13 protein-coding genes and 1 pseudogene are annotated in these 14,639 nt (G+C 70.4%); 3 read left to right on the forward strand and 11 right to left on the reverse strand.

Going from position 1 to position 14,639, the window contains the following annotated elements:
• Nucleotides 1–24: 24 nt before the first annotated feature.
• Together J7E25_RS02860 and J7E25_RS02865 are read right to left on the reverse strand one after the other, a co-directional pair.
• Nucleotides 25–810, reverse strand: a complete 786-nt coding sequence (locus tag J7E25_RS02860; protein WP_214867717.1) for an SDR family NAD(P)-dependent oxidoreductase — start codon at nt 808–810, stop codon at nt 25–27.
• 84 nt (nt 811–894) lie between these two features.
• Nucleotides 895–2,385, reverse strand: coding sequence for a carboxylesterase/lipase family protein (locus J7E25_RS02865; RefSeq protein WP_214867719.1), 1,491 nt, complete (start codon nt 2,383–2,385; stop codon nt 895–897).
• Between the two features lie 104 nt (nt 2,386–2,489).
• Here J7E25_RS02865 and J7E25_RS02870 point away from each other — a divergent pair, with 104 nt between their 5' ends.
• Entirely contained in the window at nt 2,490–3,452 is a 963-nt protein-coding gene (locus tag J7E25_RS02870; RefSeq protein ID WP_215006437.1) for a nucleoside hydrolase, read from the forward strand.
• Here the strand turns inward: J7E25_RS02870 and J7E25_RS02875 are convergent.
• From J7E25_RS02875 to J7E25_RS02905, 7 genes are all read right to left on the reverse strand, one after another.
• Nucleotides 3,428–4,324 (reverse strand): nucleoside hydrolase, encoded by an 897-nt coding sequence (locus tag J7E25_RS02875; protein ID WP_214867723.1) that lies wholly within the window; start codon nt 4,322–4,324, stop codon nt 3,428–3,430. The two genes, J7E25_RS02870 and J7E25_RS02875, sit on opposite strands and share 25 nt — an antisense overlap.
• 38 nt (nt 4,325–4,362) lie before the next feature.
• Entirely contained in the window at nt 4,363–4,944 is a 582-nt protein-coding gene (locus J7E25_RS02880) for a hypothetical protein (RefSeq protein WP_214867725.1), read from the reverse strand.
• Nucleotides 4,945–4,963: 19 nt separating this feature from the next.
• Entirely contained in the window at nt 4,964–6,289 is a 1,326-nt protein-coding gene (locus J7E25_RS02885; protein WP_214867727.1) for an amidohydrolase family protein, read from the reverse strand.
• Nucleotides 6,286–7,824, reverse strand: a complete 1,539-nt coding sequence (locus J7E25_RS02890) for an ABC transporter ATP-binding protein (protein ID WP_214867729.1) — start codon at nt 7,822–7,824, stop codon at nt 6,286–6,288. The genes J7E25_RS02885 and J7E25_RS02890 overlap by 4 nt, the downstream gene beginning before the upstream one ends.
• A 94-nt stretch (nt 7,825–7,918) precedes the next feature.
• Nucleotides 7,919–8,998 carry a BMP family ABC transporter substrate-binding protein gene (locus tag J7E25_RS02895; RefSeq protein ID WP_214867731.1) on the reverse strand — a complete coding sequence of 360 codons (1,080 nt, stop codon included), beginning with the start codon at nt 8,996–8,998 and terminating at the stop codon, nt 7,919–7,921.
• 70 nt (nt 8,999–9,068) lie between these two features.
• Nucleotides 9,069–10,049 (reverse strand): ABC transporter permease, encoded by a 981-nt coding sequence (locus tag J7E25_RS02900; protein WP_214867733.1) that lies wholly within the window; start codon nt 10,047–10,049, stop codon nt 9,069–9,071.
• Nucleotides 10,046–11,158 carry an ABC transporter permease gene (locus J7E25_RS02905; protein ID WP_214867735.1) on the reverse strand — a complete coding sequence of 371 codons (1,113 nt, stop codon included), beginning with the start codon at nt 11,156–11,158 and terminating at the stop codon, nt 10,046–10,048. The genes J7E25_RS02900 and J7E25_RS02905 overlap by 4 nt, the downstream gene beginning before the upstream one ends.
• A gap of 289 nt (nt 11,159–11,447) precedes the next feature.
• On the opposite strand from J7E25_RS02905, the gene J7E25_RS02910 reads away from it, so the two are divergent.
• Nucleotides 11,448–12,500 carry a LacI family DNA-binding transcriptional regulator gene (locus J7E25_RS02910; protein WP_214867737.1) on the forward strand — a complete coding sequence of 351 codons (1,053 nt, stop codon included), beginning with the start codon at nt 11,448–11,450 and terminating at the stop codon, nt 12,498–12,500.
• The gene (locus J7E25_RS02915) at nt 12,497–13,858 is read left to right on the forward strand and encodes an amidohydrolase (protein ID WP_214867739.1); all 1,362 of its coding nucleotides are present in this window, start codon (nt 12,497–12,499) and stop codon (nt 13,856–13,858) included. Before J7E25_RS02910 ends, J7E25_RS02915 begins: the two co-directional genes overlap by 4 nt.
• Before the next feature lies 1 nt (nt 13,859).
• On the opposite strand, the gene J7E25_RS02920 is transcribed toward J7E25_RS02915, so the two are convergent.
• Together J7E25_RS02920 and J7E25_RS18415 are read right to left on the reverse strand one after the other, a co-directional pair.
• On the reverse strand, nt 13,860–13,964 hold the full coding sequence (locus J7E25_RS02920; RefSeq protein WP_214867871.1) for a creatininase family protein: 105 nt from the start codon (nt 13,962–13,964) through the stop codon (nt 13,860–13,862).
• A gap of 92 nt (nt 13,965–14,056) precedes the next feature.
• Nucleotides 14,057–14,635 (reverse strand): annotated as a pseudogene (locus J7E25_RS18415) (creatininase family protein); the annotation flags it as partial.
• Between the last annotated feature and the right edge of the window lie 4 nt (nt 14,636–14,639).

Genomic DNA, 14,639 nt, shown 5'->3' on the forward strand with positions numbered 1-14,639 from the left:
TCCCGAGAGCGAGGAGGCCACCGCTCAGCGGCGCTCTTCGGCGATGGCGTTGCCGCCGTCGACGACGATGAGCTCCCCGGTCGTGTAGGCAGCTCCGGGCGTCGCGAGCCAGGCGATGGCCGATGCGACCTCCTCGGGCCGGCCGCTGCGCCCGACCGGCACGAGCAACCCCTCCTCGGCCTCGTTCGGGAGCTGGCTCGCGGTGGCGATCCAGCCTGGGGCGACGGCATTCGCGGTGATGCCGTAGGCGGCCTCGTCGACCGCGAGGGCGCGCACGTATCCGAGCATCCCGGCCTTCGCCGCGGCATACGCGACGTCGCCGCGCGAGGCCATGACGGGGCCGGTGACGCTCGAGACGCAGATGATGCGGCCCCAGCCGGTCTCGCGCATTCCGGGAAGCATGGCGCGGGTCAGCAGGAACGCCGTCGTGAGGTTCATGGCGAATCTGGAGTTCCAGTCGTCGAGCGACATCATCGCGTCGCCACCGATCATCTCGGGGTCGCCGGTCGCGATGAGGCCCGCATTGTTGACGACGATGGTGGGGCGGATGCCGGTGGCCGCGAGCTCGGCGGAGAGCTCGTCGACCTCGTCTTCGACGTCCAATCGCGCCGCGAAGCCGACGGCCGTGATGCCCGCTTCGCGGAGGTCCTCGGCGCGCTCGTGCACTCGCTCGCTCGTCGCGGTGAGCACGATGCCCGCTCCGAGCTCGCCGAGGGCGCGGGCGGCGGCGAATCCGATGCCGATAGGGCTGCCGGCGCCGCTCACGATGGCGACGCGCCCGTCGAGGTTCCACAGCGCGGGGAGGGCCATGACCACATCGTAAGCACGGCGGCCCGCGTTCGGGGAGCCCCCCGAATCGACCTCGACTCGCACTCGCTGTGTCGCTCGCGCCGCTCAGTCCGCGAGGAGCGGCCGCACCGCGGCGAAGCCGTGCTCCGCGACGGTCGAGGTCGTGTCGAAGACGCGCACGGTGCCCGCGGCATCCGTGAACCGGGGCCATCCGGGGTCGCCGTTCACGACGAACGCGACGGCGCCGCCGTGCACCTCGTCGGCGAGTGCCTGCGGTGGCGCGTCGCCCGCGACAACATCGACGCGCCCGGCATCGAGGCAATCGAAGAAGAACGGCACGTCGAGGCAGTGCACGGCCCGCCCCGACTTCGGCGACACCCACGAGAAGCGGTACAGCCACGTAGGCGCAGCGCCGCGGGCGCGGGCGATGCGGAGCGCGAGGGTGCGGAACAACCGGTCGGTGAGGTAGCGGCCGACCACCGCCGCGCTGCCGAGCTTCGCGACCTCGCGGTTCGCAGCGAGGTAGGGCGAGCGGGCCGCGCGCTCGAGCCCCGCCCTGCCCAGCAGGAACCGCGCGGGAATGAAGCGCAGCTTGCCCTTCGCGCCGTCGAGGATCGTCGAGAACTCGTCGTCGGTCGCGCCGAGCACGAGGGGTTTGTCGGCCCCGGTGCCCGCGGTGATCGCGTCGACGGTGGGCTTCGGCACGAGGTCGCCGTCGATCACGGGACCGAACTCGAGTCCGCCGTCGATGAACCGGCGCAGCGCGTCGAAGGGGCTGCCGCCCTGTTCGCGGGCGCTCAGCTCGCCCTGGACCTCACGGAGACGCTCCTCGCTCAGCGCCGAGAATCCGGCACGCGTCGGCTCGACGCCGGCGGCCTCGGCGAGGCGACGGCCGAACGCCTCGGCGCGCTCGAGGGTGACGTCGGCCGCGACGCCCGAGATGCTGTAGACGGCGGCGAAGAGCGGCTGGGCGCGCGGCATGCCGAGCAGGGTCAGCACCGCCCCGCCGCCCGCCGATTGTCCGGCGATCGTGACGCGCGAGGGGTCGCCGCCGAAGGACGCGATGTTGTCGCGCACCCACTCGAGGGCGAGCAGCCAGTCGAGCACGCCGCGGTTCATCGGGGCATCCGCGATCCAGCCGAAGCCGTCGAAGCCGAGCCGGTAGGAGATCGAGACCGTGACGACGCCGTCGCGGTTGAAGGCGGCGCCGTCGTACCACGGACTCGCGGGGGAGCCCGCGAAGTAGCCGCCGCCGTGGATGTAGACGAGCACCGGCAGCGCGGCATCCGTCGAGTCCGTCGCCGGGGCGGGCGTGAAGACGTTGACGTTGAGGGTCGACTCGCCGGGAATCGACGGCTCGGGGATGAACGTCACGCCGGGATCGCCGCGCTGTGCGGTCGCGCCGTACTCGAGCGCGTCGCGCACGCCCTCCCACGGGCGGTGCGGCACGGGAGCAGCGAAGCGCAGCTCGCCGACGGGCGGCTCAGCGAAGGGGATGCCGAGGAATGCGGCCGAGCGGTTGCCACGCCAGGCCCCCCGCACGCGACCGGCGCGGGTGTCGGCCTCGACGAACGAGACATTTTCGATCGTGGTCACGGATGCTCCTCTCCGGCGCTCGGCCGTCGCGCCCGGCGTGCCCGGCGCTGAGCGAGACCTTACCGGATGCTACGCTCTCGTCCTCCCCACGACGGAAGGCCACCGTGATCCCCCTCGTCATCGACACCGACACCGCCGCAGACGACTGCTTCGCGCTCCTCGTCGGGCTCCTTCATCCTCGCGCCGACCTCAAGGCGATCACGATGGTGGCCGGCAACGTCGGCTTCGAGCAGCAGGTGCACAACGCCCTGCTCACCCTCGGCCTCGCCGGGCGCCTCGGCGACGTGCCGGTGCATCTCGGGGCACAACGGCCGCTCGTGCGCGAGTGGCGCAGTGCGAGCGAGGTGCACGGCGATGGGGTCGGTGGACTCCGGCGTCTCGACGATGCACACGCTCCGTCGCCCGAGCACGCCGTCGACGCCCTGATCCGGCTCGCCGAGGAGCACGCCGGCGAACTCACGGTCGTCGCGATCGGACCGCTCACGAACCTCGCCCTCGCAGTGCGCAAGGAGCCGCGATTCGCCGCGCTCGTGAAGGAGCTCGTCATCATGGGCGGCTCGATCAACGGCCGGGGCAACATCACGCCCGCCGCCGAGTACAACATCTACGTCGACCCCGAGGCGGCCGACATCGTGCTCGGCGCGGGATTCCCGAACGTCACGATCGTGAGCTGGGACCCGCTCACGCTGCGCGACGCCGTCTTCACGGCCGAGCACATCGACCGGATCCGCGACCTCGACACGACGCTCTCGCGCTTCTTCGTGCGTGCGAACCAGGCGACGTTCGACTTCGACGTCCGCGTCGGAATCAACGGCTCGACGCATCCCGATTCGCTCTCGGTGCTGCTCGCGATCGACCGTTCGTACGCGCTCGAGGAGCGCCGTTACCGGATGTCGGTCGAGACGCGCGGCGAGCTCACTCGCGGCGCGACCGTGTTCGACTGGCGGAGCGATGAGCCCAACGTGACGGCGATCGAACGGATCGACGCCGAGCGGTTCTTCGAGTCGATGCTCGGGCTCCTCGCCCAGGAGGCCGCGCCGGGCTACGGCGAACTGCTCGCGGGCTGACCGCTGGCGGCCAACACCCCGATGACGATCGCCTCGGCGACGGCATCGGCGTCGAGGTCCGTCACCAGCCGGGTGCGCCCATCGGGATCGGGGGTGAATCGCGTACGGCCGTCGGCGTCGACGCGCACGACGCCCCGAGGTGAGGTGGAGCACAGCTCGGGTTGCACGAGCGCGAGGACGGTGAGCGGGTCGTGCGGCACATTCCAGGTCTCGTTCCAGAACGCCCACCATTGACGGATGTCGGCGTCGAGGGCCCGCCCGAGCGCACCTGCTGCGGCGATGCGTTCGAGGTGCGCCGCATCCATCGAGATCCGCCGGGTGGCCTCGAGGCCCGCGATGGTGATGGGCGCACCGGAGGCGAAAACGAGCTCGGCGGCGTCGATGTCGCTGCGGATGTTGTGCTCGGTCTCGCCGCTGCCGTCGAAGCATCCGCCCATGAGCCAGAGATGCCGCACGTTCCGCGAGAAGGCGGGATCACGCTCGATCGCCGCGGCGATATCGGTGAGCGGTCCGACGGCGATGACGTCGATCTCGCCGGGCGACTCGCGCACGGCCCGCACGAGGAAGTCCACGGCGGGCTCAGGGTCGACGGGCTCGGCTTCGAGCCCCTCGTGCAGGGTGCCCTCGTGGCCCGCCCACCACACCTCGCGCCCGGAGCGCGTCGCCCCCCGGCCGGCGTGGACGGCGAGCCGACGCCCGGCGAGCGACGCGTAGCGCTGGGCGAGCCGCGCGCGGAGCAGCGTGTCGCCGTAGACGGTGGTCACGCCCTCGATCACGACTGACGGCGTGCCGAGCAGCAGCGCGAGCGCCAGCGCGTCGTCGACGTCGCTGCCGAGGTCGGTGTCGAAGATCACCCGATGCATTCGCGTCATCCGCTCGCCCCTCAGGCCTCGCCCATCAGTCCCGGCCCTCAGCCGCGCCACGCACCGGCGGCGCGGACGCGCAGGATCTCGTCGCGCACGCTGCGATCGCGATCCTCGCGCTCGTTCGCGACGACCGAGCCGTCGGCCCAGAAATCGTCGACGGTCCGCCCGGCGAGCTGACCGCGCCGGGTGTGCACGTCGAGCGCGTAATCGGGGATCTCGAACGGCCGGTCGGACGAGTTCACGAGATGCATCGCGAGGTTCGCCCACTCATCGGACGTTCGGTCCTTCGTTCGCTCGGCGAGGAAGCGGATCGCGTGCGCGGCGAAGAGCCACCGGTCGCCCGCCGCGCGGTCCAGGCGTTCGTGCATCTCGAACAGGCTGTTGACGACGACGGGCTCCTGCCAGGAGCCGTCACCGGCGTCTTCCGCCGAGACGACGCAGAGCCTCGACCACATGACCGCCTCGAGCTCGGCGCTCGATTCGTAGAGCTCGCGCCCGATGAGCACCGCTAGGCGCACGTCGCCGCGCCGGATCGACTTCTGCAGCGCGGAGATCAGCTCGTCGGCCGCATAGCCGCGCTTGCTCGTCACGCGCGTCCACGGGTCCTCGGTGTGTGGGGCCGGCATGTCGCATCGTTCCTTTCGTTCAGGCGGCGCGCACGCGCGCCATGAGCTCGTCGAAGTCCCGCTGCTGCTGCGCACGGGCCGACGGCAGATCGACCGTCGTGAGCGCGCCGTCGCGTTTCAGCCAGCGTCCGGCGGTCATGACGTCGGTGGATGAGAAGCCGGATGCCCCGTATGCGAGCGCCGAGGCGAGGCTCTGCGCACCCGCAGGACCGCGGTGCAGCGCACCGACCGGCAGGGCGATCACGTCGGCGACCGCTCCGGCGACGAGACGCCCGTCGTCATCCGACCCGCCGAGCGCGCGGTGGCCTCGCCAGGTGGCCAGGGCGATGAGCTCCCGCGGCGGGATGGAATTCGGGGTCTTCGCGGTGAAGGCCGCGAGCTTGCCGAGCGTGCGCATCTCCTCGAACAGGTCGGCATTGTTGTCACCGCACCAGTTGTCGGTGCCGAGTGCGACGTTGACGCCGGCGTCGAGCGCCTCGCGCACGGGCGGCGCCTCGGCCCCGCTGATCATGGCGACGGATGCCGCGGGCACGATCGTGGCTCGAGTGCCGGCGAGCAGTGCGAGCTCGTCGCGTGCGATCGCGTTGCAGTGCGCGAGCAGCAAGGGCACGTCGAAGAGGCCGATCTCCCGCATGATCGAAAGCGCGCTGCGCCCGTAGTCGCGCTGGCAGGCCTCCTCCTCTTCGGCGGAGGTGCCGTAGTGGGTGTGGAGGCCCGCGCCGTGTCGGCGCGCCATCGCGAGCTCCGCGTCGATCGCCTCCAGCTGGTTGTCGACGAAGAAGGCGTGCGGGCCCACCCATCCGCGCACGAGCGGGTCGTCGCCGGCCGACTCGAGGAACGCCTCGGCGGCGGCCAGGCCCGCAGCCCGGGCGTCGTCGTCGCCGAGTTCCACGATGCCGTAGGCGACCGCGGCCCTGAGCCCTGAGTCGCGGATCACCGGGAGATACTGCTCGGCGTAGAAGTACTGGTCGGCGAAGGTCGTGGTGCCGCTGGCGATCATCTCGGCGCAGCTCACGGCGACGGACGCAGGAACCAGCTCTGGAGTGAGGTGCGCTTCGAGGGAACGGATGGCGCCGAGCCACCCTTCGAGGGTGAGCAGGGAGTGCCCCTCCGAGACGCCGCGCATGAGCGACATCGGCGTGTGCGCGTGGGCGTTGACGAGCCCCGGCATCAGGATCGACTCGCCGAGGTCGAGGACCCCCTCACCACGGGGCCGGGAACCGCTGACCGGTTCGACGCTCGTGATGAGACCGCCGTCGATCTCGACGACGCCGGCGGAGAGCACCGTGCCGTCGTCGTCGTTCACGTAGACGTGGTCAGCGACGATCCGCACCACCGTGCTCACGCCACGACCTCCACCGCTTCGAGATCGTGACCGGCCATGAGCGTGCCGATCTGCTCGTTGCTGAGCTCCCCGCGGTCGAACGGACCGGCGAGCGTGCCGTCGTACATGACGACGATGCGATCGGACAGGGAGACGATCTCCTCGAGTTCCGCGGAGACGAGCAGGATCGCCGCACCCCGGTCTCGAGCGTCGAGCAGGGAGCGGTGCACGAACTCGATGCTGCCGACGTCGAGCCCGCGCGTCGGCTGGTTCGCGAGGATCACGGCTGGCTCGCCGTCGAGCTCTCGGCCGATGACGATCTTCTGCAGGTTGCCGCCGGAGAGGTGTCCGATGATGCGGCGAGGGGATGCCCCGCGCACGATGTAGTCGGCGATCAGTCGCGCGGCGAACCCGTGGATGGCTCGCGGCTTCAGGATCCCGGCGACGTTGAACCGCTTCGAGCGGTACGCCGTCGCGATGGCGTTCTCCTCGAGGGTCGCCTCGCGATTGAGCCCCACGTGCATGCGGTCCTCGGCGATGTGGGCGAGTCCGGCGTCGCGCGCGCGGCGCGGGTCGGTGTTCGCGACATCCGTGCCGGTGACGCGGATACGGCCCCGCTCGATCTTGCGGATCGCGGCGATCGCGTCGACGAGGTCGCCCTGGCCGTTGCCGCTGACGCCGGCGACCCCGATGATCTCGCCCTCGCGCACGGTGAGCGACACGTCGTCGAGCCCCGAGTCGCCCGCGGACAGCTGCGGTGCAGAGACGCCCTCGAGCTCGAGGGCGGGCGCGCCCGGTTCGACATGCCCGATGTCGGCGCTGAGGAGGACGTCGCGTCCGACCATCATGCGCGCGATGGTCGCGGGCGTCGCATCGCCGACGTCGAGCGTGCCGACGACGTGTCCGCGCCGCATCACCACGATGCGGTCGGCGACGGCGAGGACTTCGGGGAGCTTGTGACTGATGAAGACGACCGCGGTGCCCAGGGCGGCGAGCTGCCGCACAGCGCCGATGAGGTCGTCGGCCTCGGCGGGGGTGAGTACGGCGGTCGGCTCGTCGAGGATCAGCAGTCGTGTGTCGCCCGCGAGGGCCTTGAGGATCTCGACGCGCTGCTGCAGCCCGATCGGCAGGGAGGCGACGAGCTTGCGCGGATCGATGGGGAAACCGCTGCGGTCGGCGAGCTCCGAGACGACCCGCTCCGCCTCGCGATCATCGACGGCGCCGGCGCGCAGCGGTTCCCGCCCGAGCATGACGTTCTGCGCGACCGTGAACGAGGGCACGAGGGCGAAATGCTGTTGCACCATCCCGATCCCGTGGTCGATCGCGTCTTGCGCGCTGCGGATGGCGACCTCCTCGCCGTCGATGAGGATGCGGCCGGCGTCGAGCTGGTAGGCGCCGAACAGCAGGTTCATGAGCGTCGTCTTGCCCGTGCCGTTCTCGCCCACGAGGGCCAGCACCTCACCGGCGTTGATCTCGAGCGAGACATCCGCAACGGCGAGCACGCCCGACGATGCGAAGTACTTGCGCAGGCCATCGAGCTCGAGCAATGCGGTCATCCGCCTGCCTCCATCCGTGGTCGTGTCCGTGATGCATGGTCGTGTCCGTGTGGGGGAGCGGCCGCCCCCGGGGGGAGGAGGCGGCCGCTCGTCATCAGCCGAGCGCGGCGCAGGCCTCGGAGTCCGGGGCGTTCAGTGCGTCGCAGACTTCGAGCGAGCCGTCGAGGATTTGCGCACGGAAGTCCTCGACGAGATCCTTCACGGCCGGGATCTTCGCGGCGGCCTCAGTCGGCGCGTTCTCCTCGAACACCGTCGAGCCGGTGTCCCACGAGAGACCGGTGGCGCCGTCGGCGAGGCCCACCTGCGTGAAGCCCGAGGCGAAGTCGCCCTCCTCGGCCGCCGTGATGAGGGCGAGCACGTTGGCATCCACCCGCTTCAGCATCGAGGTGATCACGGTGCCGGGTGCGACCGAATCCTGGTCGCTGTCGACACCGATGGCGTAGAAGCCGCCCTCCTTCGCCGCCTCGATTACGCCCGTCCCGGTGCCACCGGCGACCTGGAAGATGACGTCGGCGCCGTCGCTGTGGAGGTCGAGCGCGGTGGACTTGCCGAGCGCCGGGTCGGCGAATTGGAAGTTCAGGTAGCTCAGCTTGACCTCGCAGTCGGGACACGCGGCGAGCACACCCTGCTTGTAGGCGAGCGCGAACTGGTCGAGACCGGGAGCCTGGCCGCCGATGATCGCACCGACCACGTGGCTCTCGGTCATCGCGCCTGCCACGACGCCCGCGAGGAAGCTGCCCTCATGCACGTTGATCGTGTACGCCGCGACGTTGTCGGGGAGCTCCGTGCCCTCATCGGCCTGGTCGGGCAGGGCGATGAGCTGGTCGGGGTACTGCTCGGCGATAGACACAACGGTGTCGAGGGGGAGGGTGATCGAGAGCAGCAGGTCGGGCGACGTGGGAATGGCCGAGCGGAGCAGGGTCTCGCCCTGCGCCGCATCCGGGGTCTCGATGTGCTTGGTGGTCACGTCGAGCTCATCCTTCGCCTGTGCAAGGCCGGCGAGCGCGGTGTCGGTGTACGAGAGGTCGCCGGCGACGCCTCCGACGAGGGTCGCCGAGAAGGTGTCGTCGGAGTCGTTGCCGGCCGCCGACGATCCGGCGCAGCCGCTCAGGACGAGCGCGCTGGCGCCGAGCGCGGCGGCGGCGGCGATGAGCCGCGGAGTGGTGGTGGACATCGGGGGATTCCTTTCCTGGTGCGTGCAGGTCGAGGGTGCAGGGTGCGGTCCGGCGAGGGTCGCTCGCTGGTCAGGTACCGGCCGTGCTCGTGGCAGGCTGCGGCGGTCGGGCTGCGCCCCGCGGTCGCTTCGGCATGCCGAGCGTCGCGGCGGCGCGCATGGCGCGGTAACCGACGAAGCCGAGGACGACGAGCGTTGCGAGGAACGGGAGCAGCTGCACGACGACCTGGGGAAGGTCGGTCGTGCTCTGGAGCCTGATCGCGAAGGCGTCGGAGAATCCGAACAGCAGCGACGCCGGGATGAGGAAGCCGGGGCGGTTCATCGCGAGGAGGGCCGCGGTGACCGCGATCCAGCCCGCGCCGTCGGTCATGCCGCGGGCGAAGAGGCCGAGCTCGCCGACGGTGAGGAATGCGCCGCCGACCGCAGCAAGGCCGCCCGCCATCACGAGGCTCGTGGTCTGGTACCGCGGAACGGCGATGCCGGCGGCCGCGGCCGCACCGGGCGCCTCGCCGATCGCGAGCAGGTGACGGCCGGGACGGTAGCGGAAGAAGAGGGTGAACGCGATCGCCGCGGCGAAGGCGAGGTAGACGAGGATGTTGTAGCCGCTGAGCAGGTCGCCGAGGAACGGGATCGACCCGATGAGCGGGATGTCGATGTCGCCGAGCGTCTCGACGTCGGGCGTCCACACGCCGGTGCCGCCGAACAGCACCCGCATGAGGTAGACCGACAGTTCGAGGGCGAGCATGTTCAGCCCGATGGCGAAGACGATGAGGTCGACGCCGAGGCGGTGCGCTCCGGCCATGAGCCCGCCGGTCGCGGCGCCCGCGAGGAATGCGGCGAGGATGGCGGTGAACGTCGAGCCGCTCGCGTCGAGCGCGACGAGGCCGACGAACGCGCCGACGAGCATCTTCGCCTCGATGGCGAGGTTGAGCACGCCGGCCCGCGAGCTGAGCGCCGACGCGATCGCGCCGAGCAGGATCGGCGTCGTGAGCCGGATGCCGCTGTGCAGCATCTCGGACGAGAAGAAATTGGCGATCGGGTCCACGGTCATCCCTCCGCAACCGGCGACTCGGCCGCGCGCCGTGCGATCTCGGCCGCACCGCGCTTCTTGCTCAGCCACAGTTCGAGCCGCTCCACGAGTGGCGTCTGCACCGAGACGAAGACGATCATGAGCGCGAGCACGGTTGCCCCGATCTCCCGGGGAATGCCCATGACGATCTGGAGCCCGTTGACGGCACCGACCATGATCGCCGAGAACAGCAGCGCCGCGAGCGCCCCGCCGAACACGGTCATGCCGCCGAGGATCGCCGCCGTGAGGCCGTTGAAGCCCGTGCCGTCCATGAAGCCGTCGATGACGCGGTAGTTCATTCCGATCACCTGGATGCCGCCGCCGATGCCGGCGAGGGCACCCCCGAGCGCAGCGGCGCGGATGACCGCGGCTCTGGTGCGCATGCCCGAATAGCGGGCGAATGCGCTCGCCGCGCCCGCCATCCGCTGCTCGTAGCCCCAAGTGCTGCGCGCCAGGTAGAGCCAGACGATGACGATGAAGGCGAGGGCGATGACGATGTTCATTCCGAGCTTGGTCGCCGGGTCGAAGATCGCGAGCCGGGCCGACTCGTCGACGACATTCGTGTACGACGTGCTGCCGCCCGCCTGGCGGAGCGGGTAGTTCACGAGGAAGCTCAGCAGGAGCATGATGACCGAGTTCAGGATGATGCTCACGATGAGCTCGTTGGCGCCGAGGAAGATGCGGAAGATCGCCGGGATGACGCCGACGGCGGCACCGCCGATGGCTGCGGCGACCAGTGCCACCACCGAGTGCACGCCATCGGGCAACGGGAGGGCGTAGCCGACCACGACCGCGGCGAGTCCGCCGACGGCGTACTGACCCTCCTGCCCGATGCTGAACAGCCCGGCGCTCAGCACGAGGATCGCACCGAGCGTGGTGAAGATCAGAGGAGCGGCGGTCGTGAGCACGGTAGCGACATTGCAGTATCCCGGCGAGCAGCTGAATGCCGACTGCACGACGGTCACGAAGGCGTCGCCGGGGGAGTAGCCCGACGTCGCGATGAGGAACCCGCCGACGACGAGCGCGAAGATCACCGCGAGCACGGGGACCGACACGCGCTGGACGAGTCGGGCGACGTCGAGATCCTTCACGGGCACCTCCTGCGTTGCCTGGTCGGAATGCAAAGCCGTTTGCATTCGAGCCGACCTCGCATTCAACAGAGCACGAGGGAAAGGCGAGCATACAAAGCCGTTTGGGGACGCCTCGACCGCATGACGAAATCTCAATCCGTTCGTATTTCGGCGGAAACATCCGTGAAACAGGGCGAAGCCGAGGCGCGGAGAAGGTGCAGGTTGTCGCCGGATCGTGCACAATGGCTGGCGACGGGGTGCGTTCGCACCTGTGCAAAACCCTTTGCATCGCGCATTCCGATGGAGGATCATGACCGGCGGTTTCGAGCGACCTCTCACCATGGGTGAGATCGCCAGGCTCGCCGGCGTGAGCTCGACCACGGTGTCCCACGTGATCTCGGGCAAGCGACCGGTGAACGCCGCCACGGCCGGCCGCGTGCGCGCCATCATCGAGGCCGCGGGCTACGCGCCGGCCTCCGCAGCGCGCACCCTGCAGACCGGGCGAAGCCTGCTCATCGGCCTCGTCGTGCCCGACATCACGCACTCGTTCTTCGCGCGCATCGCGAAGGGCGTCGAGGAGACCGCCGGCGACTACGACTATGGGGTGATCTTCTGCAGCAGCGGGCAGTCCGACCTCGCCCGCGGCCGGCGCTACCTCGGCCTGCTCCGAGACCACACGATCGACGGTCTCGTCTATGTGGGCAGCGACACAGCGATCGATCGGGATGAACTGCGCGGCCTCGCCGCGCGCTTCCCACTCGTGTTGGCCGACGAGGAGCTCCCCGAGATCCCGTCGGTCGCGACCGTGACGAGCGACAATGTCGCCGGCGGGCGCCTGGCCGCCCGTCACCTGCACGAGCTCGGCCACCGCAAGGTCGTCGTCCTCGCGGGGCCGGTGCCGCTGCATTCGACGACCGAGCGGGTGCGCGGCTTCACGGAGTATTTCCCGAATGCGCTCGTGCTCCACGGCTCGTTCGATGAGGCCTCGGCGGCACGGCTCATCGACAGCCTGATCGGCAACGGGGTGTCGTTCACCGGTGTGCTCGCCGGCAACGACGACATCGCGGTCGGCGCGGTGCGGCGGCTCGAGGAGCGGGGCGTCCGTGTCCCCGTGGATGTCTCCGTCGTCGGCTTCGACGACGTCGAACTCGCCGCCGGCATGCGCCCCGCGCTCACGACGGTACGCCAGGCGGCGCAGGAGATGGGCCGCCGAGCCGCGCAGATCGTGTTGAAGGCACTCGTCGACGACGCGCCGATCGTGCCGGCGTCCACGGTGCTCCCGGTCGAGCTCGTCATTCGGGAGTCCACCGCAGCGCCTGGCGCCGGGGCGTCGCAGCAGATGGAAGGGAATCAGCCGACATGACCGAAGATGGAGCCCGGGGCATCCCGGCCGACCTCCTCATCACAGGCGCGACCGTGCTGGTGCATGACGACGCGGGAGAGGTCTCCTTCGCCGACCGCCACCGGATCCTCGTGCACGGCGACACCATCACGGCCGTCGAGCCCGACACCGGGCCCGCTCCGGCCGCGTCCCTCGTGATCGACGCCGGCGGCACGGTCGCGATGCCGGGATTCATCAACTGCCACACCCACTCGCCGATGGTCATGTTCCGTGGCGCCGCGGAGGACGTGCCCGACGAGCGCTGGTTCAACGAGTTCATCTGGCCGATGGAGGTCAACCTGACCGAGACGGATGTCGAGGTCGCGACGTGGCTCGCCGCAGCGGAGATGATCCGGGCCGGCGTGACCACGTTCGCCGACCACTACTTCGACATGGATGCCATCGCTCGCGTCGTCGACGCCTCGGGCCTCCGCGCCGTCCTCGGCTCGACGTTCTTCTCCAGCGACGGCGCCGCGGGACTCGAACGCTCGCTCGGCTTCGCCCTCGAACGAAGGGGCACCGCAGCCGGGCGCATCACCACGGCGCTCGCCCCGCATGCGACCTACACCGTGACCGACGACGACCTCGCAGCCACCGCCGAGGCTGCTCGAGAGCACGACCTGCTCGTGCACGTGCACGCGTCGGAGAGTCGCGGCCAGACCCGGCACAGCATCGACCGTCACGGGTACACGCCCGTCGAGGCGCTTCGCCGGGCCGGTCTGCTCGACGTACAGACGCTCATCGCCCATGGGATCGGCATCGTCGCCGAGGATGTCCCGGCGCTCAGTGCGGCGGGCGGTCGCGTGGGCGTCGCCTCGGCGCCGAAGGGCTATCTCAAGCACGGCCCGGATTCGACCCCGGTGCGGTTGCTCGCCGCGGCGGGCGTTCCCGTGGGCCTCGCTACGGATGGCGCGGCCTCCAACAACACACTCGACGTGTGGGAGTCGATGACCTACCTCGCCTTGGTGAACAAGGCCGCGGAGCGCGATCCTGCGTACCTGCCAGCACGTGCGGCGCTTCGCCATGCGACGACCGAGAGTGCGGCCGCGCTAGGTATGACCGGCACGATCGGACGCCTCGCGCCGGGCCATCAGGCCGACATCCTGCTGGTCGACCTGGACGCACCGCGCCTGCAGCCGATCCACGACCTCGCGAACACGCTCGTCTACAGCGGCCGCTCCGACGACATCGACACGACGATCGTCGCCGGACGCGTGCTCATGCGCGACCGGAAGCTGCTCACCGTGGATCTCGAGGCGATCCTCGACGACCTCCGCCCGCGCCTCGCCCGCCTCACCGATCGCAGCCACGGCCGGAGCATCCAGAACTACGATGCGTGAGCTACTCCGCGAGGAAGTCGGCGAGCACGGCGAGGGAGGCCTCGACCGTCGCGGCGAGGATCTGCTCGCCCTTCGCCGCGGTCGCGGGCGTCGGGTCGCCGAACACGCCACTCTTGAGAACGGGTGCAGTTGCATCTGACGGATGCCGAAGTCGCTCGGGAAGCTCGGGTAGTCGGCGGCGAACCGATCGGCGTGCACGGCGATGGGATCGATCGCGAGCATGATCGAGGTCTCCACCTCCTCGGCGTGGTTGAGTCCCGGCGCGGCGGCCGGGCTCTCGCGCACCTCCGCGATCGCGGCATCCATGCCCGGGTAGTCGAGCGTGATCGCTCGCACCCCGTCGTCGTCGAGGGCGCGCATCGCCTGCGCGAGCGGCAGCCGATTTCCCCAGTCGCCGTTCACGACGATGAACCGCGCTGCGCCCGACGCGGCTGCCGACCGACCGATGTCGGTCGCGATCGCCACGACGGTCGCCGTCGACAGGGACATTGTTCCGGGATAGCCCGCGTTGTTCCACGTGTCCCCGTAGTGCACAGGTGGCAGCAGCACCGCGTCGAGTCGCTCGGCGAGCCGACGCGCGACCTCGAGCGCGGTCGCCGTGTCGGTGCCGAGGGGAAGCTGCGGACCGTGTTGCTCGAGCGCTCCGAAGGGCAGGATGGCGACGGATGCCGGTCGCGCGAGGTGCGCGGCGACATCCGTCCAGGGTGTGCGATAGGCATCGAGCATGGGAGCGGTACCCTCTTCCAACGTCAGACCTCGGCCGGTCGCCGGGGTCATCGGC

Origin of the sequence: Agromyces sp. ISL-38, from assembly GCF_018613935.1 — a bacterium.
Taxonomy (GTDB): domain Bacteria; phylum Actinomycetota; class Actinomycetes; order Actinomycetales; family Microbacteriaceae; genus Agromyces.

What these genes read in the sequence shown, in the direction of transcription:
- J7E25_RS02910 (WP_214867737.1), top strand. Translation starts at nt 11,448, where the DNA reads ATGACCGGCGGTTTCGAGCGACCTCTCACCATGGGTGAGATCGCCAGG.
- J7E25_RS02880 (WP_214867725.1), bottom strand. Translation starts at nt 4,944, where the DNA reads ATGCCGGCCCCACACACCGAGGACCCGTGGACGCGCGTGACGAGCAAG.
- J7E25_RS02875 (WP_214867723.1), bottom strand. Translation starts at nt 4,324, where the DNA reads ATGACGCGAATGCATCGGGTGATCTTCGACACCGACCTCGGCAGCGAC.
- J7E25_RS02915 (WP_214867739.1), top strand. Translation starts at nt 12,497, where the DNA reads ATGACCGAAGATGGAGCCCGGGGCATCCCGGCCGACCTCCTCATCACA.
- J7E25_RS02895 (WP_214867731.1), bottom strand. Translation starts at nt 8,998, where the DNA reads ATGTCCACCACCACTCCGCGGCTCATCGCCGCCGCCGCCGCGCTCGGC.
- J7E25_RS02860 (WP_214867717.1), bottom strand. Translation starts at nt 810, where the DNA reads ATGGCCCTCCCCGCGCTGTGGAACCTCGACGGGCGCGTCGCCATCGTG.
- J7E25_RS02900 (WP_214867733.1), bottom strand. Translation starts at nt 10,049, where the DNA reads ATGACCGTGGACCCGATCGCCAATTTCTTCTCGTCCGAGATGCTGCAC.
- J7E25_RS02890 (WP_214867729.1), bottom strand. Translation starts at nt 7,824, where the DNA reads ATGACCGCATTGCTCGAGCTCGATGGCCTGCGCAAGTACTTCGCATCG.